Source organism: Rhodopseudomonas sp. G2_2311, assembly GCF_047501505.1.
Taxonomy (GTDB): domain Bacteria; phylum Pseudomonadota; class Alphaproteobacteria; order Rhizobiales; family Xanthobacteraceae; genus Rhodopseudomonas; species Rhodopseudomonas palustris_H.
Window position 1 is genome coordinate 76,768 of record NZ_JAZDRK010000016.1, and the last position, 24,986, is coordinate 101,753.

General features: G+C 66.8%; 23 protein-coding genes and 1 tRNA gene. 1 reads left to right on the plus strand and 23 read right to left on the minus strand.

The window, feature by feature from the left end; genetic code table 11:
- Window positions 1-6: 6 nt before the first annotated feature.
- The 23 genes from VRZ08_RS18860 to VRZ08_RS18970 all read right to left on the minus strand — a co-directional run bounded on the left by VRZ08_RS18860 (window position 7) and on the right by VRZ08_RS18970 (window position 22,824).
- Window positions 7-2,394, minus strand: coding sequence for a PAS domain S-box protein (locus VRZ08_RS18860; RefSeq protein ID WP_414533504.1), 2,388 nt, complete (start codon window positions 2,392-2,394; stop codon window positions 7-9).
- A gap of 108 nt (window positions 2,395-2,502) precedes the next feature.
- A complete protein-coding gene (locus VRZ08_RS18865) occupies window positions 2,503-3,855 on the minus strand; it encodes a sensor histidine kinase (RefSeq protein WP_414533505.1) in 1,353 nt (450 codons plus the stop codon).
- Window positions 3,845-5,293 (minus strand): sigma-54-dependent transcriptional regulator, encoded by a 1,449-nt coding sequence (locus VRZ08_RS18870; RefSeq protein WP_107354394.1) that lies wholly within the window; start codon window positions 5,291-5,293, stop codon window positions 3,845-3,847. Before VRZ08_RS18870 ends, VRZ08_RS18865 begins: the two co-directional genes overlap by 11 nt.
- Before the next feature lie 40 nt (window positions 5,294-5,333).
- Entirely contained in the window at window positions 5,334-6,380 is a 1,047-nt protein-coding gene (hypE, locus tag VRZ08_RS18875) for a hydrogenase expression/formation protein HypE (protein WP_414533506.1), read from the minus strand.
- Entirely contained in the window at window positions 6,377-7,519 is a 1,143-nt protein-coding gene (gene hypD / locus VRZ08_RS18880) for a hydrogenase formation protein HypD (RefSeq protein ID WP_414533507.1), read from the minus strand. The genes hypE and hypD overlap by 4 nt, the downstream gene beginning before the upstream one ends.
- Window positions 7,516-7,749: a HypC/HybG/HupF family hydrogenase formation chaperone gene (locus VRZ08_RS18885; protein WP_107354391.1), complete on the minus strand. Its 234-nt coding sequence runs from the start codon at window positions 7,747-7,749 to the stop codon at window positions 7,516-7,518. Before VRZ08_RS18885 ends, hypD begins: the two co-directional genes overlap by 4 nt.
- Window positions 7,749-10,022 carry a carbamoyltransferase HypF gene (hypF, locus tag VRZ08_RS18890; protein ID WP_414533508.1) on the minus strand — a complete coding sequence of 758 codons (2,274 nt, stop codon included), beginning with the start codon at window positions 10,020-10,022 and terminating at the stop codon, window positions 7,749-7,751. The genes VRZ08_RS18885 and hypF overlap by 1 nt, the downstream gene beginning before the upstream one ends.
- Before the next feature lie 4 nt (window positions 10,023-10,026).
- Window positions 10,027-10,980 (minus strand): hydrogenase nickel incorporation protein HypB, encoded by a 954-nt coding sequence (hypB, locus tag VRZ08_RS18895; protein ID WP_414533509.1) that lies wholly within the window; start codon window positions 10,978-10,980, stop codon window positions 10,027-10,029.
- Complete coding sequence (gene hypA / locus VRZ08_RS18900) at window positions 10,980-11,321, minus strand: hydrogenase maturation nickel metallochaperone HypA (RefSeq protein ID WP_011156506.1); 342 nt, start codon at window positions 11,319-11,321, stop codon at window positions 10,980-10,982. Before hypA ends, hypB begins: the two co-directional genes overlap by 1 nt.
- Window positions 11,314-12,423, minus strand: coding sequence for a nickel-dependent hydrogenase large subunit (locus VRZ08_RS18905; RefSeq protein WP_414533510.1), 1,110 nt, complete (start codon window positions 12,421-12,423; stop codon window positions 11,314-11,316). The genes hypA and VRZ08_RS18905 overlap by 8 nt, the downstream gene beginning before the upstream one ends.
- The gene (gene hybE, locus VRZ08_RS18910) at window positions 12,420-12,947 is read right to left on the minus strand and encodes a [NiFe]-hydrogenase assembly chaperone HybE (protein WP_414533511.1); all 528 of its coding nucleotides are present in this window, start codon (window positions 12,945-12,947) and stop codon (window positions 12,420-12,422) included. Before hybE ends, VRZ08_RS18905 begins: the two co-directional genes overlap by 4 nt.
- Window positions 12,937-13,149, minus strand: coding sequence for a rubredoxin (locus VRZ08_RS18915; RefSeq protein ID WP_107343143.1), 213 nt, complete (start codon window positions 13,147-13,149; stop codon window positions 12,937-12,939). The genes hybE and VRZ08_RS18915 overlap by 11 nt, the downstream gene beginning before the upstream one ends.
- Entirely contained in the window at window positions 13,146-14,012 is an 867-nt protein-coding gene (locus VRZ08_RS18920) for a hydrogenase expression/formation C-terminal domain-containing protein (RefSeq protein WP_414533512.1), read from the minus strand. The genes VRZ08_RS18915 and VRZ08_RS18920 overlap by 4 nt, the downstream gene beginning before the upstream one ends.
- On the minus strand, window positions 14,009-14,410 hold the full coding sequence (locus VRZ08_RS18925; RefSeq protein ID WP_414533513.1) for a hydrogenase accessory protein: 402 nt from the start codon (window positions 14,408-14,410) through the stop codon (window positions 14,009-14,011). The genes VRZ08_RS18920 and VRZ08_RS18925 overlap by 4 nt, the downstream gene beginning before the upstream one ends.
- A gap of 220 nt (window positions 14,411-14,630) precedes the next feature.
- Window positions 14,631-14,933 carry a HypC/HybG/HupF family hydrogenase formation chaperone gene (locus VRZ08_RS18930; RefSeq protein WP_107343140.1) on the minus strand — a complete coding sequence of 101 codons (303 nt, stop codon included), beginning with the start codon at window positions 14,931-14,933 and terminating at the stop codon, window positions 14,631-14,633.
- 20 nt (window positions 14,934-14,953) lie between these two features.
- Window positions 14,954-15,547, minus strand: a complete 594-nt coding sequence (locus VRZ08_RS18935) for a HupE/UreJ family protein (RefSeq protein ID WP_414533514.1) — start codon at window positions 15,545-15,547, stop codon at window positions 14,954-14,956.
- Window positions 15,548-15,560: 13 nt separating this feature from the next.
- The gene (locus tag VRZ08_RS18940; protein WP_408017562.1) at window positions 15,561-16,148 is read right to left on the minus strand and encodes a HyaD/HybD family hydrogenase maturation endopeptidase; all 588 of its coding nucleotides are present in this window, start codon (window positions 16,146-16,148) and stop codon (window positions 15,561-15,563) included.
- 123 nt (window positions 16,149-16,271) lie between these two features.
- Window positions 16,272-17,000 carry a Ni/Fe-hydrogenase, b-type cytochrome subunit gene (gene cybH / locus VRZ08_RS18945; protein ID WP_107354382.1) on the minus strand — a complete coding sequence of 243 codons (729 nt, stop codon included), beginning with the start codon at window positions 16,998-17,000 and terminating at the stop codon, window positions 16,272-16,274.
- Window positions 17,001-17,015: 15 nt separating this feature from the next.
- Window positions 17,016-18,809, minus strand: coding sequence for a nickel-dependent hydrogenase large subunit (locus VRZ08_RS18950; RefSeq protein ID WP_011156496.1), 1,794 nt, complete (start codon window positions 18,807-18,809; stop codon window positions 17,016-17,018).
- 18 nt (window positions 18,810-18,827) lie between these two features.
- Window positions 18,828-19,940 carry a hydrogenase small subunit gene (locus VRZ08_RS18955; protein ID WP_011156495.1) on the minus strand — a complete coding sequence of 371 codons (1,113 nt, stop codon included), beginning with the start codon at window positions 19,938-19,940 and terminating at the stop codon, window positions 18,828-18,830.
- Window positions 19,941-20,175: 235 nt separating this feature from the next.
- Complete coding sequence (locus tag VRZ08_RS18960; RefSeq protein WP_414533515.1) at window positions 20,176-21,621, minus strand: nickel-dependent hydrogenase large subunit; 1,446 nt, start codon at window positions 21,619-21,621, stop codon at window positions 20,176-20,178.
- Window positions 21,618-22,619, minus strand: coding sequence for a HupU protein (locus VRZ08_RS18965; protein WP_414533516.1), 1,002 nt, complete (start codon window positions 22,617-22,619; stop codon window positions 21,618-21,620). Before VRZ08_RS18965 ends, VRZ08_RS18960 begins: the two co-directional genes overlap by 4 nt.
- Window positions 22,620-22,749: 130 nt before the next feature.
- Window positions 22,750-22,824: transfer RNA gene (locus VRZ08_RS18970), tRNA-Gln, on the minus strand.
- Window positions 22,825-23,040: 216 nt separating this feature from the next.
- Between VRZ08_RS18970 and VRZ08_RS18975 the strand changes: the two genes are divergently transcribed.
- On the plus strand, window positions 23,041-24,822 hold the full coding sequence (locus VRZ08_RS18975) for an acyl-CoA dehydrogenase (RefSeq protein WP_414533517.1): 1,782 nt from the start codon (window positions 23,041-23,043) through the stop codon (window positions 24,820-24,822).
- Window positions 24,823-24,986: the final 164 nt, after the last annotated feature.

A 24,986-nucleotide genomic window follows, 5' to 3' on the forward strand; every position in this document is an offset into this window, starting at 1 on the left:
TTTGTATCATCCGGTCGGCCGCGTCCGGCGCTCGGAAATCGCCCGCCGCAGCACGCGCGAGATCGCCTCGACTGAATACGGCTTCTGCACCAGTTCGAAGCCCTGATGCGCGTTCTCGGCGAGCACGCTGCTGTAACCGCTGGTCAGCACCACCGGCAGGCCGGGATAACGCTCGCGGATGATGGTCGCAAGTTCGACGCCGTTCTTGCCGGGCATGATCACGTCCGAGAACACCAGGTCGAACGCGAACTCATCCTCGGCCAGCGCCGCCAGCGCTTCGTCGGCGGATTTCGCCCATTTGATGGTGTAGCCGAGATCCTGCAGCAGCTCGGTCGAGAACTTCCCGACCTCGACATTGTCCTCCACCACCAGGATACGATGGCCGAGCCCGCCGGCCGGATCGGCGCGCGACAGCGTCGCCGCCGCGGTCTGCTCCGGGGCCTGCGCCTGCGGCAGGTAGATGGTGAACGTCGCGCCCTCGCCCAGCGTACTGTGCACGCTGATCTCGCCGCCGGACTGTTTGGCGAAACCGAATGCCTGGCTGAGACCAAGCCCGGTGCCGCGACCGACTTCCTTGGTCGTAAAAAAAGGCTCGAAGATCACATCGAGATTGCTCGGCGCGATGCCGCTGCCGCTGTCGGTGACCGAGATCGCCACGAACTCGCCGGGCCGCGTCGGTTGCGACCGCACCGGCGGAATCTCGTCGACGCGGCGGAGCGCGATCGACAGCCGGCCCTCGCCATTCATCGCGTCGCGGCCGTTGACGGCGAGATTGACCAGCGCCGTCTCGAACTGGCCGACGTCGGCGATGGCGTAGTTCGGCCCCGATCCGGTGTCGACGTCGATCTCGACCCGGCTGCCGACCAGCGGGCGGATCAGATTAGCGATGCTCTGGATCTGCGCCGCGACGTCGAACACCACCGGCGACAGCGGCTGCCGCCGCGCAAACGCCAGCAACTGCCCGGTCAGCTTCGAGGCGCGATCGGCCGTATCCGAGATCGCATCGACATAGCGGCGGCGGCGCTCCTCGGGCAGATCACGCCGGCGCAGGAAGTCGACTGCGGAGCGGATGATGGTGAGCAGGTTGTTGAAGTCGTGCGCGACGCCGCCGGTGAGCTGCCCGACCGCCTCCATCTTCTGCGCCTGCCGCAGCGCCTCTTCGTTGCGCCGGCGTTCGGTGGAGTCGATGCCTTCCGCCAGCACCGCCATCACGCCGCCTTGCTCATCCGACACCGGTCGCAGCGAGAAATCGATGTGCCGCGGCCCGGCCGGAAGCTGCAGCTCCAGATCGAGCTTGACGATCTCGCCCGCCCGCGCCGCGCGGAACGCTCGTTCGATCACCACCGGCGCTTCGGGCGTCGCATCGAACCACGGTGTGTTCCAGAACAGCGCACCCAGCACCTGCGCCGGCTCGGCCCCGATGCCGGCGAGCGCGGTGCCGTTGACGTAGAGCAGCCGGCCCTTGAGATCGAGCAGGCCCTGATACTGGTTGGTGGTCTCCAGGATCGCGCGGAGTTGCGACTCGCTGGAATGCAGTTGCGCGGTGCGCTGCGCGATCAATCGCTCCAGCACGTCGTTGACATTGCGCAGATCGATTTCCGCCTGCTTGGCGCTGGTGATGTCATGAGCGACGCCGATGAAGCCGATGTGGCGGCCGGCCGGATCCCAGCGCGGCTGAGACTCCGACCTGATCCACCGCCATTTTCCGTCGGCGCGGCGGTAGCGGCCCTCGAGCACGAACGGCTGCAGCGAGGCTTCCCCGGCGACGCTGTTACGGACCACTTCGGCGACATCGTCGGGATGGATGATGCTGCGCCAGTCGAACACCAGAGCTTCCTCGTAGGGCAGCCCGATGAAGTCGCAATAGGCACGGTTGGCGAAGCTGCGGGTGCGGTCGAGCCGCGTCACCCAGATCGGCACCGGCGCGCTGTCGGCGATCAGCTTGAAGCGCTGCTCGCTCTCGCGCAGCATCTCGCGGGCGACGGCGCGATCGGTGATGTCGATATGCGCACCGACCATCCGCACCGCGCGCCCCGACGCATCGCGCTCGATCCGGCCCTCGGCCGCGATCCAGCGCACCTCGCCGTCGTTCGGGCGAATGATGCGATACTCGGCCGAGTAGCGCTCGGAGGTGCTGTTGACCAGATCGAGAAACTGCCGCTCGGCGCGCTCGCGATCCTCCGGGTGCAGTCGGCGCACCCAATCTTCATGCGTCTCGTTGACGGCCTCGGGCGGCAGGCCGTGGATCGCCAGATACTCCGGCGAGCGGTGATTGCGGAACCCGGCGGTCAGATCCACCACCACACCGCCGACTTTGGCGATGCGCTGAACCTCCGCGAGTTCCCTTTCCCGATCGATGAGCGCCTGCTCGGACGCCGACAGCTTGTTGGTCACCTGCAGCCTCTTGGGGCCTTGTTGCGCCAAACCTAGCGCAATCATCGGTGACGAGTCGACCTGGGGACGCTCCAATCGCGATGGAACTGATCGGTTCCATCGCGCAGCTCACGGCGCAGGTAGCATCAGGGTGAAGACCGCGCCGCCACCGCTGCGGTTCGCTGCTGCCAGCGTGCCGCCATGTTCGCGCGCGATGCCGTAGCTGATCCACAAGCCGAGCCCGGTACCTTCACCGACCGGCTTGGTGGTGAAGAACGGCTCGAAGATCTTGTCGATCAAACCGTCCGGCAGACCGGCTCCGTTATCCGAGATGGTGATGACGATCTGGTCGCCGTCGCGGCGCGCGACGATCTCGATCCGCGGCGCGGCCTGGCCGCGCACCGCGTCGAGCGCGTTGTCGATCAGATTGACGATAATCTGGTGGAACTGGCCTTCATTGCCGAGGATCTGCAGCTCCGGCGCGATATCGAAAGCGAAGTCGACGTGATGCGGCTTGGCACGCGCCGCCCAGCGCACCGCGGTGCGCACCACGCGATCGACATCGACGCGCAGGCTCTCGCCGCTCTTCGGGAAGCTGAGCCGCCGCAGATTCTTGACGACGTCGGCAACCCGCATCGCGCCTTCCAGCGTGCCTTCGATCAGCGAGCCGTAATCAGCCAGCAGCGCGTCGATCTTCAAGTCGCGGCGCAGCCGTTCGATCTCCGCAGGATCGGCGCCACGATGGATCGCGCCGAGATACGCCGACATCCGGTCGCGATAACGATCGAGCGTATGGATGTTGCCGTAGATGAAGCTGATCGGATTGTTGAGTTCGTGCGCGACGCCGGCGACCAGCCGGCCGAGGCCCGCCATCTTTTCTTGCTCGACGAGCTGGCGCTGCGCGTGCTGCAGCTCGCTGTGCGCGGCATGCAGCGCCTCGTAGGCGCGGCGCAGCTCGCCGATCGGCCGCCCGGTCAGCACCGCACCGAGCCGGTGCCCCGCCGGATCGCAGCGGGTGGCGCCGTTGATCGCATAGAGATCGGATAGCCCGCGCTCGGTGACGAAGCGGATTTCGAGGTTGCTGATTTCGCTCGGACACTGCGCCTGCAACAGCGCATCGATCCGGCCACGATCGGCGGGGTCGACGAGATCCGTGAGCGACCGATGCAGCAGCGTGCCGGTGCTGTCGCCGAGCAGCCGCACCGCCGCCGGATTGACCTGCAGGATGCTGCCGTGGCGGTCGCAGACGATCAAAATGTCCGACACCGACTCGATCACGCTGGAGATGAACGCCTGCGCTTCCTCCAGCGCTGCGTTCTTCTCTTCCAGATCGGTCTCGTAGCGCAGCAGGTCGGCGTAGACCTCGTCCATCTTGCGGATCACTTCGATCCAGGCCGCCTCCTGGTCGCCAGCAAACGGCGACGGCAGTTGCGAGCCGACCCGGTCGATCAGACTCTCGCGACCGCCGCGATCAGACCTCATCGGCGAGGCCCTTGCGCAGATCGTAGCGGCCGAGCTTGTTGCGCAGCCCGACGCGCGACAGCCCGAGTTCGCCGGCGACGCGGCTGATGTTGCCGCCATGGCGATCGAGCGCCTCGGCGATCATGTGCCGCTCGAGCGCTTCGATGTTGGTCTTCAGCGTCGCGCAGCCGTTGCGCACCGGTTTGAGCTGGATCGGCTCGCCGCCCTGCCGCACCCGCGGCGACAGATCGCCTTCCTGCAGCCGATCCTCGGTCGCCAGCACCACCATGCGCTGGATTTCGTTCTGCAGTTCGCGCACGTTGCCCGGCCAGTCGTAGTGCCGCATCCGGTTGAGCGCCGCTGGCGCGAAGCCTGCGACGTTGCGGCCGTAGGACTTGGCGACGTCGGCCAGCACCTTGGCGGCGATCAGCGGAATGTCCATCGGCCGCTCGCGCAGCGCTGGCATATGCAGCGGGAACGCCGCCAGCCGGTAGTACAGATCGCGCCGGAAACGGCCGGCGCGCACTTCGGCTTCCAGATCGCGGTTGGTCGCCGCGACGACGCGAACGTCGACCTTGCGGACCCGCTGCGCGCCGAGCGGACGGATCTCGCTCTCCTGCAGCACGCGCAGCAACTTCACCTGAAATGCCGGCGAAGTCTCGCCGATCTCGTCGAGGAAGATCGTGCCGCCATCGGCCACTTCAAACAGACCGATGCGGTCCTGATACGCGCCGGTGAACGCACCCTTCTTGCAGCCGAACAGTTCACTTTCGAGCAGCTCATCCGGCAGCGCTCCGCAGTTCTCGACCACGAACGCCTTGCCGGCTCGCGCCGAACCGTAATGGATCGCGCGCGCCAGCAGCTCCTTGCCGGTGCCGCTCTCGCCGGTGATCAGCACCGAAATGTCGAACTCGGCAGCGCGCTTGCCGAGCTCGATGACCTCGCTCAGCGGACTGTCCGGCGCATGCACGATGCGGTCGAACTCGTACAGCTTGCGGGCGGCACCGCGCTTTTCGGTGACGACGCGCTGCGCCCGCTCCGGCGTCAGCTTGATGTCGATGCCGGCGGTCTCGGTTTCCTTCTGCAGCATAAATAGCTGCACCGCGCCGCGGACGATATCGAGCAGCCGGTCCGGGTGCCACGGCTTGGCGATGTACTGATAGATCCCGGCTTCGTTGATGCCGGCGATGATGTCTTCGCTGTCGGAATAGCCGGAGATGATCATCCGCACCGGGTCGGGCCAGGTTTTGCGCACGTCCTTGAGAAAGTCGACGCCGGTCTCGTACTGCATCCGCTGATCGCACAGGATGGCGTGAACGATCTCGCTTTCCAGCACCCGCCGCGCCTCACCGGCATCGCGCGCGCAGATCACTTCAAACTCGTCGCACAGCACCCGCTTCAGCGATTCGAGCGACCGGATCTCGTCGTCGACCACCAGCACTGTCGCCTGTCCACTCATCCCCGTCGTCCCGTCACGCAACGAATTGAACCAAACACCATCAACAAATCCGCGGCAACTGCTCACCGGCCAGCCAATCGACGATCCGGCCGCCGCCGAACGCCGTGGTCATCTGCACAAAATGATGATCGTCCTCGATCACCTCGCCGATGATCGCGGCATCGCGCCCGAGCGGATGCGTCTGCATCGCGCCGAGTAACGCATCGGCCGCCTCGGGCGCCGCAACCGCCACCAGCTTGCCCTCGTTGGCGACGTACAGCGGATCGAGCCCGAGCAGTTCGCACGCCGCCGCCACTTCGGGCCGCACCGGCACTGCATCCTCATCGAGCCGGAAGCCCACTGCGGATTGCTGCGCCAATTCGTTCAGGGTCGCAGCGAGCCCGCCGCGGGTCGGATCGCGCATCACCCGCAGGCCCTGCGGTGCAGCCGCCACCATCGCGGCGACCAGCCCGTGCAGCGCGGCGCTGTCCGATTGGATTGACGTTTCGAACGCGAGGTTCTGCCGCTGCGACATCACCGCGACGCCGTGGTCGCCGATGAAGCCCGACAGCAGCACCTTGTCGCCCGGCCGGGCCTGTTCGGCGGACAGCACCAGGTCGCGCGGCGCGATGCCGACGCCGGTGGTGGTGATGAACACGCCATCGGCCTTGCCGCGCTCCACCACCTTGGTGTCGCCGGTGACGATCGGCACACCGGCTGCGCGCGAGGCGGCCGCCATGCTGTCGGCGATCCGCTTGAGGTCGGCGAACGCAAAGCCCTCCTCGATGATGAAGCCGGCGGACAGATACAGCGGCCTCGCGCCAGCCATCGCGACATCGTTGATGGTGCCGTGGACGGCGAGCGAGCCGATGTCGCCGCCCGGGAAGAACAACGGCGACACCACATAGCCGTCGGTGGTCATCACCATCCGCCCGGCCGCGACTTCGAACGCTGCCTGGTCGTTGCCGGCGCGCAGCATCGGGTTGTCGAAGGCGGCGTGGAAGATCTCGCTGATCAGATGCGCCATCGCGCGGCCGCCGGCGCCGTGCGAGAGGTCGACGCGGCCGTGGGCGAGATCGAGTTTGCGCCGCCTGATCCGATCGCTCATGCCACGGCCCTCCGTGCGTGGTCGCGGAAGCGACCATAGGTCCAATGCGCCGCGCAGGCGCCTTCCGACGACACCATGCACGATCCCATCGGCGTTTCCGGCGTGCACAGCGTGCCGAACAATTTGCAGTCAGTCGGACGCTTGATGCCGCGCAGGATCGCGCCGCAGTCGCAGGCCGGATTGTCGGCGGCGGAGATCTCAGTCATCGCGAAGCGGCGCTCGGCGTCGAAGGCTGCGTAAGCTTCGCGCAACTGAAGGCCGCTCGCCGGCACGCGGCCAAAGCCGCGCCATTCGAAGCTGTCGCGCAGATCGAAGATCGCCGCGACTTCGGCCTGCGCGATGCGGTTGCCCGCCGGCGTCACCGCGCGGATGTACTGGTTCTCGACCACGTGGCGACCTTCGTTAACCTGCTGCACAAGCATCAGGATCGACTGCAGCACATCGAGCGGCTCGAAGCCGGCGACCACCACAGGCTTGGCAAAATCACGCGCGAACTCGGCAAATGCATCGGCACCGATCACCGCGCTGACATGCGCGGGACCGATGAAGCCGTCGAGGCGCGGCCCCGGCTGGCCGTCGAGATCGGGATGTTCGAGGATGCCGCGGATTGCCGGCGGCGTCAGCACGTGATTGCAGAACACGCTGAAATTGCTGAGCCGCTTGGTGGCCGCGAGCTTGATCGCCAGCGCGGTCGGCGGCGTCGTGGTTTCGAAACCGATGGCGAAAAACACCACTTCGCGGGTCGGCTCCGCCTCGGCGATCGCGACCGCATCCAGCGTCGAATACACCATCCGGATGTCGGCGCCGGCCGCCTTGGCGCGCAGCAGCGAAGTGCCGTGCGAACCCGGCACCCGCATCAGGTCGCCATAGGTGCACAGCGTCACCTCCGGGCGTTGCGCCAGCCGGATCGCCATGTCGATCCGTCCGACCGGCAGCACGCAGACCGGACAGCCGGGGCCGTGCACCATCCGGACGTTCGGCGGCAACAGGTCTTCCAGGCCATAGCGCGAGATCGCGTGGGTATGGCCGCCGCAGAACTCCATGAAGTGATAGCTGCGCGACGGATCGGCCGCCTGCGCGATTCCCGCCGCGATCTGCCGCGCCACCTTGCCGTCGCGATATTCGTCCACGTATTTCATCGCGCCGCCTCCGCCGATTGGCTCATCTCCGCGAGCAGCGCCAGCGTCTGTTTCGCCTCGTCCGGGTCGATCCGCGTCAGCGCGAAACCGACATGCACCACGACGTAGTCGCCGACCGCCACGCCTTCGACCAGCGCGACCGACACCACCTTGCTCACGCCGTCGAGCGACACCCGCGCCATCTGCTCGGGCAGCAATTCCACCACTTCGGCCGGAATGGCGAGACACATCAGTGCGGCTCCTTGCTGGCAGTAAGATGTTGTCCGGCGATCCAGGCCTGACCAAGGCTGAGACCGCCATCATTCGGCGGCACCTGCCGGGCAAGTAGCGGCATCAGCCCCCGCGCCCGCAGCCGCACCGCCAGATCTTCGCTCAGCACGCGATTGAGAAAACAGCCGCCGCCGAGCGCGATAGTGGCGAGTCCGCTCTGCTCCGCAGCCTGCACGGCCCACTCGGTCAGCGCGGCCGCGAGCGTGCCGTGGAACAGTTCGGCGCCGTCCCGCGGATCGATCCGCGACGTCGCCAGATGGGCGAGCAGCGGCGAGAGATCGAGCGTGCCGGCGCCGATCTCCCAGCCGCCGCCCAGCACGCGCGGGATTTGCACCAGCGCTTCGAGCTGCATGGCCGCCTGGCCTTCGTAGCTTTGCACGGCGCAGACGCCGAGCAGGCCGGCGGCGGCATCGAACAGTCGGCCGGCGCTGGTGGTGGTGGCGCAGCCATGATTGACGAGCATCGCGGCGAGCGCAGCGGCGCGAGGGTGATCGACGAAGCGCGATGCGATCTCGTCGTCGCGCCCCAGCGCGTGCAGCGCAGCCGCCGCCATCCGCCACGGCTCGCGTGCCGCCGCATCGCCGCCCGGCAGCGCCAATGGTTTCAGATGGCCCAGCCGGGTGAACCGCGCGCCGTCGACGCGCAGCAGCTCGCCGCCCCAATTGCCGCCGTCGCTGCCGAGGCCGTGACCGTCGAGCACCAAACCGAGCAGCGGCGTGTCGATGCCGTGCTCGGCGGCGATCGAAGCGATATGGGCGTGGTGATGCTGTACGGCGATCAGCGGCAGGCACAGATGCTCGGCGGCGAGGCTCTCGGCAAACCGGGTCGAGGCGAAGTCGGCGTGCAGATCGTGCGCGATCGCGGCCGGCTTCACGCCGATGAGACGCATCAGGTGGGCCGCCGTCTCTTCAAAGAACCGCACGGTTTCGGCGGTCGCGAGATCGCCGACATGCTGTGACACGAACGCTTCGCGGCCGCGGGTCAGCGTAAGGGTGGTCTTCAAGTAAGCGCCGACCGCCAGCACCGGCGGCGTCTCGCGCGGCAATGTGATCGGGCGCGGCGTGAACCCGCGTGCGCGGCGGATGAATGACGGCGCCCCGTCGATCACCCGCGTAACGCTGTCGTCGGCACGCACGACGATGCCGCGATCATGGCTGACGATCAGATCGGCGATAGAGGCCAGCTGCCGCTGCGCATCCTCGGTCACGATCGGATCGCCGCCGAGATTGGCGCTGGTGGCGACCAGCACCAGATCGACCGGCGCACGCTGCCATGCGCGCCCCGCCGGCGCGCCGCTTGCGGCATGGAAGATCAGATGATGCAGCGGCGTATAGGGCAGCATCACGCCGACCGCATCCAACGCGGGCGCGACCGATGGGGCCAGTTCGCCGCGATCGCGCATCAGCACGATCGGCCGCTCGACCGACGACACCAACGTGCGCTCCGCCTCGGTCGCGATGACGATGCGATCGAGCGAAGCTTCGGAGGCAACCATTACGGCGAACGGCTTGGCGTCGCGGCCCTTGCGCCGGCGCAGCTCGGCGACGGCGGTTTCGTTGGTGGCGTCACACAGCAGATGATAGCCGCCGAGGCTCTTCAGCGCGACGATCCGACCAGCGCGCAAGCAAGCCGCGATCTCTTCGATCGGATGGCTGAGCCTCGGGCCGCAGCGCGGACAGGCGATCGGCTCGGCGTGAAAGCGGCGGTTGTGCGGATCCTGATAGTCGCGGCGGCAATCCTCGCACATCGTGAATCCGGCCATCGAGGTATTGGCGCGGTCGTACGGCAGGCCGCGCGTCAGCGTGTAGCGCGGGCCGCAATGGGTGCAGTTGACGAACGGATAGAGATGAAACCGGCTCGCCGGATCGAACAGTTCGTCGAGGCATGCCTCGCAGGTTGCCGAATCCGCTCCAATCTGCGTGGTCACCACCCCACCGCGGCTCTCAGCGATGCCGAAGTCCCGCTCGCCGCGCGCCCGAACCGTTTCAGTTTCGATGGTGTCGACCCGCGCCAGCGGCGGCGCTTCGCGGCGGAGCGCAACCAGGAACTCGGGCAGCGCCGCACCTTCGACCTCGATCAGCACGCCGTCCGCATCGTTGGCGACGAAGCCACCGAGTTGGTAGCGCTGTGCGAGATGGTACACGAACGGCCTGAAGCCGACGCCCTGCACCGCGCCGCGCACGCGCACCCGGGCGCGTTCGGCGGCGGCGGTGAGCGGCACGGCCGGCTGCATGGCGCTACTCGGCGGCGTTGGCGGCGGCCCGCACCGCGGCCGCACGCTTGCCAATCCAGGCGTAGAACGCGGCCAAGCCTTCGCCGGTCTTCGCCGACACCGTCAGCACTTCAATGGTCGGGTTGACGCGCCGCGCATATTCGATGGTCGCGGCAAGATCGAAATCGAGATGCGGCAGCAGGTCGATCTTGTTCAGCAGCAGCAGCTTCGCAGCGGCGAACATGTGCGGATATTTCAGCGGCTTGTCTTCACCTTCGGTGATCGACAGCACCACCACCTTGTGCGCCTCGCCGAGATCGAAACCGGCCGGACAGACGAGATTGCCGACGTTCTCGATGAACAGCAGTCCGCCCTCCTGGCGCGGCAACTGATCGAGGGCGTGGCCAACCATGTGGGCATCGAGGTGGCAGCCCTTGCCGGTGTTGATCTGAATCGCCGGCGCGCCGGTGGCGCGGATGCGCTCGGCATCGTTGGCGGTCTGCTGATCGCCTTCGACCACCGCGATCGGATATTGATCCTTCAGATCCGAAATCGTTTTCACCAGCAGCGACGTCTTGCCCGAGCCCGGGCTGGAGACGAAGTTGAGCGCGAAGGTGCCGCTCGCCGCCAGCCTGGCGCGGTTTTCCGCCGCGTAAGTGTCGTTCTTGGACAGGATATCGCGCTCGATCTGCACGATCCGCGGCTGCGACAGGCCGGGGATATGCACGCCGGCGAGCCCGGCCCCAAAATCGATGCTGCCACCAGCCGGCGCATGCACGTGACCGTGGTCGTGCCCGTGATCATGGTGATGATCATGGCCGTGGTTGTGATCATGCGTGTGAGGATGCGCGTGATCATGATCGTGGTGATGGTGATGATGTCCGTGGCCGTCGCCGTGAGAATGGCCATGGCCGTGTGGATGGTCGTGACCATGACCCGGATCCGCACTGGCATCGCCGCATCCGCAAACCGTACACATCAGTCGACCTCCAATTCCCTGATCCGCAATTCTTCGCCGGCGGTGATCTGCAAGTGATGGCCGCCGCAATCCGGACACGGCGCGTCACGCTGCGCGATCGTCACCGTCTTGGCGCAGTCCATGCACCAGGCGGCGCCGGGCATTTCGAGAATTTCAAGCCGCGCATCGGCCGCGATGCCGCCATGCGCGACCGCCGAGAAACAGAACCGCATCGCCTCCGGGTCGACATGACCCAGCGCGCCGATCTCCAGCCACACCGCGCGCACCCGGGAAAACTGCTGCTCGCGCGCCTCGCGCTCGATAATTTCGATCATGCTCTCGCACAGCGCCATCTCATGCATCGGCGGCCTCGCGGAAACGAACATCGAAGCCGACGCAGGGATCGAACGCCGCGACCAGCGGCTCGACCCGGCGGCGATCGGCTTCGCTGGCTTGCAGCGTCGTCCCGACCAGCGCGCGGGCGAGCGGCCCCTCGGGATGGAAGTTCCACTCGGTCGGAGCCAGGATCTCGAACTGCCGGATCGCTCCTTCGGCATCGAGCGCCATCAGGTGATACAGCCGGCCGCGGGCGCATTCGACGGCGGCAAGGCCGGTGCCATCGCCCAGTCTCATGCTCTGCACAACTGCAGCGGCGTCCGCATCTCCAGACCGAACGGCGCGTAGTTGCTCGGGCGTCGCGGCGATCTCGATCAGCCGCGGGAGCAGCCGGCCGAACAGGCCGGAGCCGAACGCGGCGACCACCGGGTGATGCACATTGCGGGCGAAAGCGCCGGTCTCTGGCACGCGGCCCGCCAGATCAGGACGCACCGCGAAGGACGGCCCCAACGCGATTAGTCGCTCGCCGATTGCGGCATCATCCGCCGCGGTGAGGGGATCGACCGCCGCCGCACCGAACTCAGCTTCGGCCACGAGCGGCCGGTGAAGCTCAGCGAGCAGCGACTCCGAGCCGAGCCAGCGCCGGCAGGCGGCGACATCCGCAAACGCACGCGGCGTCAGACCGAGTGCTTCGAGTCCCTGCGCGATGCGCGCGATCGCGCCGTCGTCGAGCGGAGCGGCCGGATTAATCGGCCGCGCGGCAATCATCAGATCGCGCAGCTGATGAGTGAGAGCGGGCGATGCGCCGCCACCGAGCAGCAGCATGGTGCCGCGCAGCAGCTCGATCATGCGCTCCGCCAGCACCGTGCTGGCCTGCGCCGCAATGACCGCCGGCGCCGGCGAAATGCCGCGTGCCGCCGCGAGCGCTTGGGCCGCCGCTACGCCCTGCGCCGACGCGCACAGCGCAAACAGCCGCGGTACCAGCGCGACGACCGTCTCGCCGGATTTGCCTTGCGCCAGCCGGCCGATGCCGATCGGCCGCCGCGCCGTGATGTCGAGCCGAACGACGCGATCGCCGCGGCGGACGATTCCGACCTCGATGCGATCCTCGCCCGGCGCCGCGGTCATGGCCGCCGCTCCATCCAGGCGCCACGCAGCAGGCCGCGGCGGTCGAGCGTGGTTGCCATCTTGCCCGGAGCCTGAGACGGCGAGGTCTCGTCAGCTCCCTGCTCGGGGTCGAGCACCGCGGCGAGCGCGGCCGCCGCAGCCGCTTCCGCCGCCGCCTGGTCGGCGAAGTCGAACATCGGCGAGAACAGCGAGCAGCTTTCGATTCCGCCGATGCCGTCGAGTTGCCCCGCGGTGAACTCCAGCGCGCCGACCGGCAGCACGCGCGTCACCACCTCGCCCTGGCGGCGTTCGGCAGCAGTGGCGGAGTCGAGCGGCAGCCGGACCAAATTCATGAACCACGGCGTGACGATCACGCCGAACGCATGATCGTCCAGCGCGCGGAAGCCGATCGCCGCGACATCGAGCGCGGGATTGAACACCGGCAGATCGCGCATCGCCGGCACCGCCGCGCGGTAGATCGCCGCCACCGCCTCGCCGGCGGCGCGCGCTTCGGCATCACGAGACGCTGCGACCTCAGCGGTCATCGTCCAGCCTCAGGAATTTGGCCGGTGGTGCATCGCAGGTCGGGCAGCACCAATCGTCCGGCAGTGCCGCGAACGGCGTGCCCGGCGCAGCGCGGCCGAGCGGATCGCCTTCGGCCGGGTCGTACACGGTCCAGCACACGCCGCATTCCATCCGGGTGCGCGGATCGGTTTCGCTGTCGTGCGAGGTGGCGAACTCGGTCATCGGAAATACGCCTCGATGATTTCGCCGAGGCGTTCGGCGGAGTCCTGGAAGTCCTCATCGGCGGCCCGCACCGCGGCCGGCACGTCGCCGATCTCGATGGTGTCGAGGATCGGCGCGTCCATCGCGTTGAGGAACTGCACCGACCAGACGGAGCGCGCGCCGGTCGCCAGCACGCGGCAGCTACCGTAGCCGCGCGACCATAGCTGGATCGCACCATTGCCGAGCGTCGTGGCGAGGTGATCCATGTCGGCTTCGTTCATCGGCAGCAGCGTGAAGTTGATCACATGCGACGGCTGGCCGATCTGGTGCGACGCCATCCGCTCGCGGATCTCGGCCAGCACCGGCTGCACGTTCATCGCGCCGGCCGGCGGCGCGGTGATCTCGATGTCCGGCGCCGGGAAATCCTGCGCGGCACGGCTGACGATCGCGGGGATCGAGCCGATCTCCAGGTAATCGCGCGCCGGTCCGTCGGCGTCGCCCTCGATCCGCACCCGCCACAGCCCGGCGAGCACCGATTCCTGCACCTGCGCGACGCGGCGATCGGGCAGCGCGACGATGCCGGAGACCTCGCCTTCGCCAAGGATGTCGTCGAGCAGGCTGCGCTCGGCCTCCGACAGATGGTCGATCGATAGCAGCGTGGTCGGTGCTTCGACGCGCTTCGCGGCGAGCGCTTCGGCAAGCTGCGTCAGCGTGCCGGCAAGCAGCGGGCATTGCCGCGTCAGTTCCTCGCCGCCGCGGGTCGCCAACGCGACGATCGCGCCGGCACCGGTGACGCCGAACCGCCCTGCATCGCCCGCCCCGATCGGCAGCAACGTCATTTCAATGTCGTCGCTGTCCGGCTTGGTCCAGTAGCCCACTCTCATGACTGCAACTCCGCATCACCGCGCTGATCGACCTCGGCCAGCATCGCGCCGATCTGCGCCAGATAGCTGGACCAATCCTGGATCTTGGCGATCACGCCGAGCGTGCGCCCCGGCTGCACCACCGCCAGGCTCGGACACACCGCAACGCCGAACTTAGCCATCAGGCCGCGCTCGGCCTCGGCGGCGACTTCGGCCGCGACCAGCCGGCCCGGAAACGCATTGATCAGTTCAGGCAGCACCACCGCGAGATCCGCGGCTTCGGGAAAGCGTGCGGCATCGCCGCGGAAGAACAGCACGACGATCTTGCCGGAGCAGGCGATGAAGTCGTCGACGTTGGCTTCGTCCACCAAGGTCGGTGCATTTGGCCGCGCAGCCGCGCGCGCGAGCGAACCGCTCATGTTTCCTCCACTGCCGTTCCGGCGCTTGTTGTTATCGTCGCCGCTAATTCAGCAAGCGACGTGCCAGCCGGTAATTGCCTCGAATTGGCAGCAAACTAACCATTTTGCGATCGGTTCTGACCAATCGCCCGCTGCCGAGGCTACACCATGGAAACATAGTAGACGGCAGGTGGGAAGTAGACTTGTAGATAACGCGCGTTGATGCGCGAACACCTCGCAACTACTGCGGGTCGCGGCGCAGATGCTCGGGCAGCTCCGGTTCGCGATCGATCAGATCGGCGAACAGATGCTCGAACGGCTTGCCCTCCAGCGCGGCGGCAACGCCGTCCAGCGCATCGTCGATCAGCCGCGCCTCTTCGGCATCGAGCCGGCGGATGGCGCTGTCGATGAACACCAGAAGCTGATCACCCGGGGCGACCTCGCCGATCAGCATGGTTGAGACACTGCGATGCTCGCCGCGGCGCACGCACAGCGCGGTGCCTTCCTCGGTCGAAATCACCGTCATCGGCAGGCCGACGCACATCGCAGCAATCTCGCCCGTGGTTACAGCGGCAAAGCGAGGGCGACACCGGCCACCGCGATCGCGCCTCCAGCAAGGCGGAGCGACGGCGCCGGCGCAAACCGCGGCAGCGTCGCGCCGAGCGCAAGGCCGAGCCCGTGCAGCAGCGCGGTTGCGGCGACGAAGCCGGCGCCATAACCGAGCGGCTGCGCCAGCGCCGGCATCTCGGCGCCGTGGGCGAAACCATGAAACAGGCCGAACAGCGCCACTGCCGCGACGGCAGCGATCGTCGGCACCCGCACCGACAGCGCCACCAGCACGCCGAGCGCGATCACCGACAGCGCGATCATCGGCTCGACCGCCGGCAGCGAGACGCCGGACGCGCCGAGCGTCGCGCCAATGGCCAGCAGCGCCACGAAGCTCGCCGGCACGATCCAACGCGCCGCGCCGCCGAGCGACCACGCCCACAGGCCGACCGCCACCATCGCCAGCAGGTGATCGAGGCCGCTGAACGGATGCACGAAGCCGGCGGCGAACCCGTCCGCCACCATCAGGTGAGCGCCGGTGTGGGCCTCGGCGAGGCCGGACAGGCCGAGCAGCGCAATCAGGGCGGTGCCGGCGCGGAGCAGATGGGTCATGAGGTTTCCTCGCTCAGATCGTGGAAGATGCGGCGGCTTCGCGCCGTTCGTAATGGTCGTGGTCGATATCATTGGCCAGCAGCGCGGCGCCTTCGGGCAACGGTTCAGCGCGCGGCGCCACCGGCACGCCCCATTCGGCCAGAATCGCGCAGGCCATCGCCAGTGATTCAGCGATACGGCCACGCACCGGCTCGGTCAGCGCTCCGCCCCAATCTTCCAAGTCGAGCGGCTGACAGCCGATCAGCGCCAGCTCGCGCGGCGCGGCGCCGAGCAGATCCGCGGCGCTCAGCACCTCCTGAAACCCGGTCTGATGCAGGCTCATCTTCTTGGCGCCGGTGAATTTCGGCACTTCATCGCCGCGCACCAGCTTCAGCGTGCCGGGCTCGAGCCCGTAGTCGATGGCGTCGAACACCAGCAGGTGGTCGTGGTCCTGCAGGAAGTTGACGAGGTACAGGCCCTGGGTGCCGCCATCCAGCACGGTGACGTTGGCCGGCACATCATAGGCGCGGTGAAACGCTTCGACCGCACGCACGCCGAAGCCTTCGTCGGCCCACAGAATGTTGCCGATGCCGAGGATCAGGACGCGGGGCGCATCTGTCATGGAGTTCTCACGGTTCAATGCGTGCGAGGAGCGAAGCGACGAAGCAATCCAGCTCGGTGCATCGCACCTCTGGATTGCTTCGCTGCGCTCGCAATGATGGGGAGAAACCCACTTCAACCAACCTCAATCCGGCAGATCGTCGCGGAACAGGCGTTCGCCGGAGACGATCGACGAGATCATGCTCTGACGGCTGAGGATGTCCTCGCGCACCGCGGCGTAGATGTGCACGATCACGAACACCACGATCGCCCACATTCCGAGATGATGGACGGTGTGCAGATCCTGGCTGTTCGGGAAGATCGAGAACATGAAGCCGAACATCTTGTACTGCCAGCTATCGATGCCCTGGCCTTCGGCATACAGCGCCATGCCGCTGCACATCATGAAGATCATGAACAGCATGAAGGTGAACATCGCCACGTGCGCGAGCGGATTGTGGCCGATGTACTTCTTCGGATCCTTCACCAGGAAGGCGTACCATTTAAACTCGTAAATCATGCCCCACCACCAGGTCCGGTTGGTGATCGGCATGTAGAACAGCTGCTTGGAGTATTTATTGCCGACGATCGCCCAGTAGGCCCGCAGGATGAAGAACACGATCAGCGTCTGGCCTGCCGCGAAGTGGATGAAGCGGATATAGCCCATCTGGAAGCTGGCGCTGGCCTCGCCGGGCACCGAAGGCGGCGGCGAGCCGATCAGATAGCCGGTGACGCACAGCGCCACGATCAACAGCGCGTTGACCCAGTGCCACAGCCGCACCGGCGCCTGATAGACATAGACCGTCTGCAACGACCGGGCGCGCTCACCTGCCGAGTCGATGGCGCCCTGGACCCGTGCGATTTCCGTGGTCATCGTCGCCTCCCTGCGTCAGCTGACCTTGACCTGTGCCATTTCCTGACCGTCCTCACTCATCACGTGGGTCGAGCAGGCCAGGCACGGATCGAACGAATGCAGCGTGCGGATGATCTCCAGCGGTTGGTTCGGATCGGCCATCGGAGTGTCGAGCAGCGCCGCCTCGAACGCACCGATATTGCCTTGCGGATCGCGCGGGCTGCCGTTCCAGGTGGTCGGCACCACGCACTGATAGTTGTCGATCCGGGTGTCCTTGATCTTGACCCAGTGCGCCAGCGCGCCGCGCGGCGCCTCGGTGAAGCCGACGCCCTTGACGTCCTTCGGCCAGCTCGACGGGTGCCATTTGTCGGTGTTGGCGGTGGACAGATCGCCGGCCTTGATGCTGGCCATCAGCTTGTCCTGCGCCGCGCGCAGCTTGCGCGCCGCCCACTGGCATTCCAGCCCGCGCGCCGCAGTGCGGCCCAGCGTCGAAAACAGCGCAGTGACCGGCACGTCGAGCGTCTTCAGGAGCTTTTCGGTCGGCTCCTTGAACTCCGGTTTGCCCTGGGCGTAGCCGATGATGTAGCGCGCCAGCGGACCGACCTCGACCGCGTGGCCCTTCCAGCGCGGCGCCTTGAGGAACGAGTATTTGGCGGACTCGTCCAGCGCCTCGATGTTGGTGCGGGTGCCCTTGGCGTTGGGGCCGAGCACGAAGTTCGGCTCGGTGACGCCGTCATACGGATGCAAGCCCTTGCCCTCGTCGGCATATTTGTACCACGAGTGGGTGACGAACTCCTGGATCTGGTCCGGGGCACTCAGATCGACCGGCAGCACCTCGTTGAGATTGCCGTTGATGATCACACCGCGCGGCAGCATCAGGCTCTTGTCGGAATAGTCGTTGGCGTATTCCGGCAGATCGCCGTAGGACATCACCGACTTCGACGACAGCCCGCCGCCATACAGCCAGTCCTTATAGAACCCGGCAATCGCCACCAGATCCGGCACGTAGACCTGCTCGACGAAGGCAACAGTCTGGTCGATGATCGACGACACCAGGTTGAGCCGCTCGATGTTGATCGCACCGACCGCGCCGGTGCCATCGACGTTGATCGAGCACGGCACGCCGCCGACCAGCCAGTTCGGATGCGGGTTCTTGCCGCCGTAGATGGTGTGGATCTTGACGATCTCCTTCTGGAAATCGAGGGCCTCCAAATAGTGCGCCACCGCCATCAGATTGGCTTCAGGCGGCAGCTTGTAGGCGGGATGGCCCCAATAGCCGTTCTTGAACGGGCCGAGCTGGCCGCTCTCGACAAACTTCGTCAAGCGGATCTGCAGATCCTTGAAGTAACCGGGCGACGACATCGGCCACGGCGAGATCGACTGTGCCAGCGCCGAGGTGGCTTTCGGATCGGCCTTCAGAGCCGATACCACGTCGACCCAGTCGAGCGCGTGCAGATGATAGAAGTGGACCAGATGGTCGTGCACATACAGCGCGAGCTGCATGATGTTGCGGATGGTGTTGGCGTTCTCCGGCACGTTGATCTTCAGCGCGTTCTCGACCGCGCGCACCGACGTGAGAGCGTGAGTGCCGGTGCAGACGCCGCAGATCCGCTGGGTGAACGCCCAGGCGTCGCGTGGGTCGCGGCCCTTGAGGATCACCTCGATGCCGCGCCACATCGTGCCAGTCGACACCGCATTGCGGATGACATTGTTGCTGTCGACATTGACCTCGACGCGCAGGTGCCCCTCGATCCGGGTCACCGGATCGACGACGACGCGGCGGCCGGCATTGTCGAGCTTGAAGCCGTTGGGAGTCGTGACGTTGGTCATGATGCTGCGTCCTGGGCCTTAAGCCGACTTGCCGTTGGATGTGCCGTTGCCGTTCGGGACTTCCTTGCGGCGCGACAGATTGCGCACGGTGGTCACCGCGGCGTGCGCGGCGATCGCCGTGCCGACGACGCCGGCGACCGTGGCGCCGATCTTGTCGGCGTTGGCCTCGATACCGAACTGATTGATGGTGGTGAGCCGGTCGTAGAACGAGCCCTTGTCCCAGAACGCGTCTTCCGAGCAGCCGATGCAGCCATGGCCCGACTGGATCGGGAACGACACGCCGCCGTTCCAGCGCACCGTCGAACAGGCGTTGTAGGTGGTCGGGCCTTTGCAGCCCATCTTGTAAAGGCAATAGCCCTTACGCGCGCCGTCATCGTCCCATTCCTCGACGAACTGACCGGCGTCGAAATGCGGCCGGCGATAGCATTTGTCGTGGATGCGCTGGGAGTAGAACATCTTCGGCCGGCCCTGGCGGTCGAGTTCGGGCAGCCGTCCGAAGGTGATGATGTAGGAGACGACGCCGGTCATCACCTCGGCGATCGGCGGGCAGCCCGGCACTTTGATCACCGGCTTGTTGCGGATCACCTTGTCGATCGGGGTCGCGTTGGTCGGGTTCGGCTTGGCGGCCTGCACGCAGCCCCAGGAGGCGCAGCTGCCCCAGGCGATCACCGCCATCGAGTCCTCGGCCATTTCCTTCAGCTTCTCGACGAAGGGGCGGCCGCCGTCGATGCAGAACATGCCGTCTTCGTTCAGCGGCGGATTGCCTTCCACCGCCAGCACGTACTGGCCTTTGTACTTCTTGCGAGTCTCTTCGAGGATCGCATCGGCCTGATGGCCGGCCGCCGCCATGATGGTGTCGTCGTAATCGAGCGAGATCATCGACAGCACCGCATCCTTCACCAGAGGATGCGCCGAGCGAATGAAGCTTTCAGAGCAGCAGGTGCATTCCAGCCCGTGCATCCAGATCACCGGGACGCGCGGCTTGGTCTCCAGCGCGTGCGCGATCTGGGTGGCGCCGATCGGCCCGAGGCCGAGACTGGTGGCCGTGAGACTGCAGAACTTCACGAAGCTGCGCCGCGTGATCCCCTGCCGCCTGATCACCTCGTAAAAGGTTTCCGTCACTGCACCCATGATGGCTCCCGGTGTCCCGCCCTCTCGAAGTCTCGTTCCGGACTTCGCAACTTCACGAGAGATCGCAAGAACCATGCCAGCGACGCGAAGGAATGATGCGGTGCATCAAGTGCTTGATACGAACGGTAAAGCGCGGCGCGCTCGGGTGAGGCCCGTGAGCTTCGGGAAACGACGAGGTGATAAGCCGGTTGCGGCGCTGACAACCGAGTGACCGCAGCTGCGATCAGCCAAGCAGTTAGTGTGCAGTGCACACCATGCAGGGATCGAACGAACGCACGACGTGCTGGATGGTGACCGCACGCGCGCCTGCGTCGCCGACCGGCGTGCCGACCAGCGCTTGTTCGAGCGGGCCGGGAACGCCGTCGCGATCACGCGGCGAAAAATTCCAGCTGGTCGGGGCGATGATCTGATAGCGACGAATGCTGTCGCCGCGCAGTTCGATCCAATGGCCGAGGCTGCCACGGGCAGCTTCGACGAGGCCGATGCCGGTCCCGTCGCGGCCACGCTCGCCCCGCTCCAAAAATGGTTCGGCAAGATCGAGCTGCCGTGCCCACTGGTGCATCGCCAGCGCCAGCCGGGCCGTCTCGCGCAATCGCGCGATAACGCGGGTCGTGACGCAGGGACCGAAACGGGCGAGACAATCCCGGATCAGCGGATCGCCGTCGACCGCCTGCCGCGCCAGGGCCCCGACTTCGGCCGGGCCACCGGCGAGCCGGGGTGCCTTGCACCAGCTATAACCGGCCGGCTTGTCGGCATCAGGATCGGTGTCGGCCTCTAGCGGCGACAATGAAGTGTCGCGCATCCAGGCGTGAGCCACATCCTCAGTGATCTTGGCGGGATCGAACGACGTCCGCTCCGCACTGGAAGGATCGAGCACGCCGGCTGCAAACAGAGCTGCCTCCTCGCCCTGATAGGCGCCGAAGCTCATCAGCGGCAGCGCGATCCGGCCGAGCTGGTGAAGCGCAAGATCATCGGCAATGCCGAGAAAGCCGGCGAAATCGCTGCCGCGACCGTCCCGCCATGCTTCGAGGGTCGCCACGCTGTCGATCGCCAGCACGTTGTCGAGACTGTCGCCGAACACGGTGCGTTCGAGAAAGTCGCGGAAGTCGCCGATGATCGACAGCAGCTGAACCCGCTCGCCGAGATCGATCGCGCAGGTGGTGCCGCCCGGCTGAAACGCCAGGCTGTGCGGCCATTTGCCGGCGATCAGGCCCATGATCTGCAACAACCGCGCCCGCGCCGGCAGCATCGCCTGCGCTGCACTGCCCTGCACCGCCTTGAACCGGGCCGCGATCTCAGGATGCCACGGCCGCGCCCCGTAAGCGTCGCGGGCGAAGTCCGGCATGAAGAACAGATAGAAGTGGGTCAGGTGATCGGCTGCGTTCTCGGCGGCGTGCGCCAGATTGGCGGCGAGCACGCCGTTGCGCGCCGGCCGCACCCCGCCGACGGCCCGCAGCGCCGCCACCGCGGCCATCGACTGCGACACTGAGCAGATGCCGCAGATCCGCGGCACCAGCGTCAGCGCATCCATCGCCGATCGGCCGCGCAGGATCTGCTCGAAGCCGCGATACAAAGGCGCGGTGACTTCGGCCGAGCGAACGACGCCGTCGTCGAGATCGAGCCGCACTTCCAGATCGCCCTCGACGCGGTTGAACGGGCCGACCGTGATCCGCCGCGTCATGGCCGCCGGCCGGGGTCGCTGCGCGGCGGCACGACAATATGATCCGCCGCCGCATTGGCGCGAACCCGCTTCGGCGTCGCCGATTTCGATAGCGCCGCCAGCGCGACGAACCACGCTTTCGGCATGTCGAGCGGCAGGCCGACCGGAATGCCGGCGAGCTTGGCGGTTTCCATGAAGCCCTGCGAGGTCTCGAAGCCCGGCGAGGTGCAGGCAATGCAGGCATAGCCGCCGCTGGTGCAGGAGCCGCTGCCGTTCCAGCCGCGCTGATTGCAGTCGCCGACCGCCTGGGTCGCCTTGCAGCCGAGGTGCTCCATCAGGCAGCCCTGTTGCGACAGCTCCTCGGCGCTGGCCTTGAACTCGTAGTACTCGTTACGGGCGCAGCCGTGATGCGCCAGATGATCGGCAAAGAACCGCGGCCGGCCGAACGCATCGAGCGCAGCTGTGTCGACACCGCCGAGCGCCAGCGCGGCGAGTGTTTCGGAAATCCAGCCCGGATGCGGCGCGCAGCCGGCGATGTTGATCACCGGCAGCCCGGCGCGGGAGCGGAAGCCGGCGCCGAGCACGCCGCCAGCCTCGGCCGCCGCATATTGCAGGCCGCTGGCATCGGTCGGATTGCTACCGGCCATCGGCACGCCGCCGAACGCCGCGCAGCTTCCAGCCGCAACCACATAATCGGCGCGCGGCGCCAGCGTCGTCACCCAATGCAGCATCGAACGGCCGGTGCCGCCGAGCATGTTGAACCGGCCACTGCCATTCGGCCCACGCAGCACCGCGCCTTCCAGCACCAGCGCGCCGAGCCGCTGCCCACCGGACGCAATGCGTTCAAAGATCGCCACCGCCTCGTCGGCGGTCGCCTCGCTGACCGACGGATGCCACAGCAGATTGATCCCGAACCGCTTCAGCTCGGCAAACCAGCCGGAATGCCCGCCCTCCAGCGCCGCCATTGTGCAGCCGCCGCAACTGGCTCCTTGCAGCCAAAGGATGTCGAAGGAGTCCATCGCCGCCGGCCTCCCAACCAGCTCTGTGGCCAGCGACTATGCGGGAGTTCGCGCGACCGCCGCAAGGCGGATGTCCGACACGCGCGCATCGAGATGCGCCGGCACACCTGAGCTAAGCTGCTGAAATGATTGGCTGGGGCGGGAGGGATCGAACCTCCGCATGGGGGAATCAAAATCCCCTGCCTTACCGCTTGGCTACGCCCCAACAGCCGGTTCCGTGCCGCGCAGGGGCGGCCGGATGGCGGATTCGCTTCGGCCCCGCCGGTCTATCGACACCCAAGCGGCATTTCAACCGCCGAAAGCGTCGTGCGCCGGGTGTGGGCGGCCCGGCTGCAGAGCCGGCGCGACGCGACGGACGGTTGAGGGGAATGGGTTTTCGTGGAAAAAGGCCGGCATTCCTTCCGTCAGCCGGGACTTCAACATGACCTATCGCGCTCCGATCGACGACATCCTTCTTTCCCTGAACCACGGTGCAGGATTGCAGGCCGCCGTCGCCGCCGGCCATTTGGGCGACTACGACAGCGAGATCACTGCGCAAGTCCTGGACGAGGCGGGCAAATTCGCCAGCGACATCCTGGCGCCGCTGAACCGGGTCGGCGACAAGCACGGCATCAAGCTCGAGCATGGCAAGGTCACCACCGCGCCGGGCTGGCCGGACGCCTATCAGCGCTGGATCGCCGCCGGCTGGAACGCGGTGTCGGGGCCTGAAGATTTTGGCGGCCAGGGGCTGCCGATGGCGGTCAACGCCGCCTGCACCGAGATCTGGGCGTCGTCCAACATGGCGTTCGGGCTGTGCCCGCTGTTGACCCTGTCGGCGATCGACGCCCTGCATACGCACGGCAGCGACGCGCTGAAGCAGGTCTATCTCGGCAAGCTGATCTCCGGTGAATGGACCGGCACGATGCAGCTCACCGAGCCGCAGGCCGGCTCCGACGTCGGCGCGCTGCGCACCCGCGCCGAGCGCGCTGCCGACGGCAGCTACAAGGTCTTCGGCAGCAAGATCTTCATCACCTATGGCGATCACGACATGACCGATAACATCGTGCATTTCGTGCTCGCGCGGCTGCCGGATGCGCCGGCCGGCACCAAAGGCATCTCGCTGTTCCTGGTGCCGAAATTCCTGGTCAACGCCGACGGCTCGCTGGGTGCCCGCAACGACATTTATCCGAGCGGCGTCGAGCACAAGCTCGGCATCCATGCCTCGCCGACCTGCACCATGACGATGGGCGATCACGGCGGCGCCATCGGCTATCTGATCGGCGAAGAAAACCGCGGCATGCAGTGCATGTTCACGATGATGAACCAGGCCCGTCTCGCGGTCGGTCTCGAAGGCGTCGGCATTGCAGACCGCGCCTATCAGCAGGCGCTGGCCTATGCGCAGGAGCGCAAGCAGGGCCGCGCGGTCGGCAGCGCCGGCCCGGGTTCGGATCCGATCATCAAGCATCCCGACGTCAAGCGCACGCTGCTGACGATGCGCGCGCTGATCGGCGCCGCGCGTACGATTTGCTACTCGACCGCGGTCGCGCTCGACATTGCGGCGCGCAGCACCGATCCGAAGGTCAAGGCCTCCGCGGCGGCGCGCGGCGCGCTGCTGACGCCGATCGCCAAGGCGTTCTCCACCGACATCGGCATCGAGGTCGCCTCGCTCGGCGTGCAGATCCACGGCGGCATGGGCTTCATCGAAGAGACCGGCGCCGCGCAGCACTATCGCGACGCGCGGATTGCGCCGATCTACGAAGGCACCAACGGCATCCAGGCGATCGACCTCGTCACCCGCAAGCTCGGCGCGAACGGCGGCGCCTCGGTGTTCGCGCTGCTCGACGAGCTGACGCTGATCGTCAAGGATGTCGAAGCGTCGAACGATCCGGGCTTCGGCCTGACCGGCCTGCGGCTCCGCGAAGCGCTGGAAGCGCTCGACCGCACCAGCCGCTATCTGCTCGACAAACTCGGCAGCGCCACCAACGATGCGCTGGCCGGTGCCACGCCCTATCTGCGTCTGTTCGGCGCCACGCTGGGCGGCTGCGCGCTGGCGGCCGAAGCGCTCGCGGCGCGCGATCTCGAGGGCATCAACGATCCGTCGCGCTACGTCGCGCTGGCGCGGTTCTTCGCCGAAACCGTCGCGGTGCAGGCGCCTGCGCTGGAGCGCAGCGTGGTCGACAGCGCCGCGTCGGTGGCCGGTGCCGAGGCGGTGCTGACCGCCTAAGTTGATCCTTCGGCTTACGAAGAACTCCGGGGTGGCTGCATTGCAGCCACCCTTTACTTTATGCGCATCGCAATGGGCGTGCGCTTCGACAGAAATTCATCGCGGACGGCGGGGCCGTCAGCTGACGTCACGGACGAACGTGATACTGTGCGTATCGAGGAGCG

Excerpts from the sequence above, each read along its gene's own strand:
- VRZ08_RS18865 (WP_414533505.1), bottom strand. The coding sequence starts at position 3,855 with ATGAGGTCTGATCGCGGCGGTCGCGAGAGTCTGATCGACCGGGTCGGC.
- VRZ08_RS18905 (WP_414533510.1), bottom strand. The coding sequence starts at position 12,423 with ATGACCGCGGCGCCGGGCGAGGATCGCATCGAGGTCGGAATCGTCCGC.
- VRZ08_RS18955 (WP_011156495.1), bottom strand. The coding sequence starts at position 19,940 with ATGGGTGCAGTGACGGAAACCTTTTACGAGGTGATCAGGCGGCAGGGG.
- hypA (WP_011156506.1), bottom strand. The coding sequence starts at position 11,321 with ATGCATGAGATGGCGCTGTGCGAGAGCATGATCGAAATTATCGAGCGC.
- VRZ08_RS18915 (WP_107343143.1), bottom strand. The coding sequence starts at position 13,149 with ATGACCGAGTTCGCCACCTCGCACGACAGCGAAACCGATCCGCGCACC.
- VRZ08_RS18925 (WP_414533513.1), bottom strand. The coding sequence starts at position 14,410 with ATGAGCGGTTCGCTCGCGCGCGCGGCTGCGCGGCCAAATGCACCGACC.
- hypB (WP_414533509.1), bottom strand. The coding sequence starts at position 10,980 with ATGTGTACGGTTTGCGGATGCGGCGATGCCAGTGCGGATCCGGGTCAT.
- VRZ08_RS18920 (WP_414533512.1), bottom strand. The coding sequence starts at position 14,012 with ATGAGAGTGGGCTACTGGACCAAGCCGGACAGCGACGACATTGAAATG.
- VRZ08_RS18950 (WP_011156496.1), bottom strand. The coding sequence starts at position 18,809 with ATGACCAACGTCACGACTCCCAACGGCTTCAAGCTCGACAATGCCGGC.
- VRZ08_RS18975 (WP_414533517.1), top strand. The coding sequence starts at position 23,041 with ATGACCTATCGCGCTCCGATCGACGACATCCTTCTTTCCCTGAACCAC.
- VRZ08_RS18960 (WP_414533515.1), bottom strand. The coding sequence starts at position 21,621 with ATGACGCGGCGGATCACGGTCGGCCCGTTCAACCGCGTCGAGGGCGAT.
- hypD (WP_414533507.1), bottom strand. The coding sequence starts at position 7,519 with ATGAAATACGTGGACGAATATCGCGACGGCAAGGTGGCGCGGCAGATC.
- VRZ08_RS18885 (WP_107354391.1), bottom strand. The coding sequence starts at position 7,749 with ATGTGTCTCGCCATTCCGGCCGAAGTGGTGGAATTGCTGCCCGAGCAG.
- hypF (WP_414533508.1), bottom strand. The coding sequence starts at position 10,022 with ATGCAGCCGGCCGTGCCGCTCACCGCCGCCGCCGAACGCGCCCGGGTG.
- hypE (WP_414533506.1), bottom strand. The coding sequence starts at position 6,380 with ATGAGCGATCGGATCAGGCGGCGCAAACTCGATCTCGCCCACGGCCGC.
- VRZ08_RS18930 (WP_107343140.1), bottom strand. The coding sequence starts at position 14,933 with ATGTGCGTCGGCCTGCCGATGACGGTGATTTCGACCGAGGAAGGCACC.
- VRZ08_RS18940 (WP_408017562.1), bottom strand. The coding sequence starts at position 16,148 with ATGACAGATGCGCCCCGCGTCCTGATCCTCGGCATCGGCAACATTCTG.
- VRZ08_RS18870 (WP_107354394.1), bottom strand. The coding sequence starts at position 5,293 with ATGAGTGGACAGGCGACAGTGCTGGTGGTCGACGACGAGATCCGGTCG.
- hybE (WP_414533511.1), bottom strand. The coding sequence starts at position 12,947 with ATGACCGCTGAGGTCGCAGCGTCTCGTGATGCCGAAGCGCGCGCCGCC.
- VRZ08_RS18935 (WP_414533514.1), bottom strand. The coding sequence starts at position 15,547 with ATGACCCATCTGCTCCGCGCCGGCACCGCCCTGATTGCGCTGCTCGGC.
- VRZ08_RS18965 (WP_414533516.1), bottom strand. The coding sequence starts at position 22,619 with ATGGACTCCTTCGACATCCTTTGGCTGCAAGGAGCCAGTTGCGGCGGC.
- cybH (WP_107354382.1), bottom strand. The coding sequence starts at position 17,000 with ATGACCACGGAAATCGCACGGGTCCAGGGCGCCATCGACTCGGCAGGT.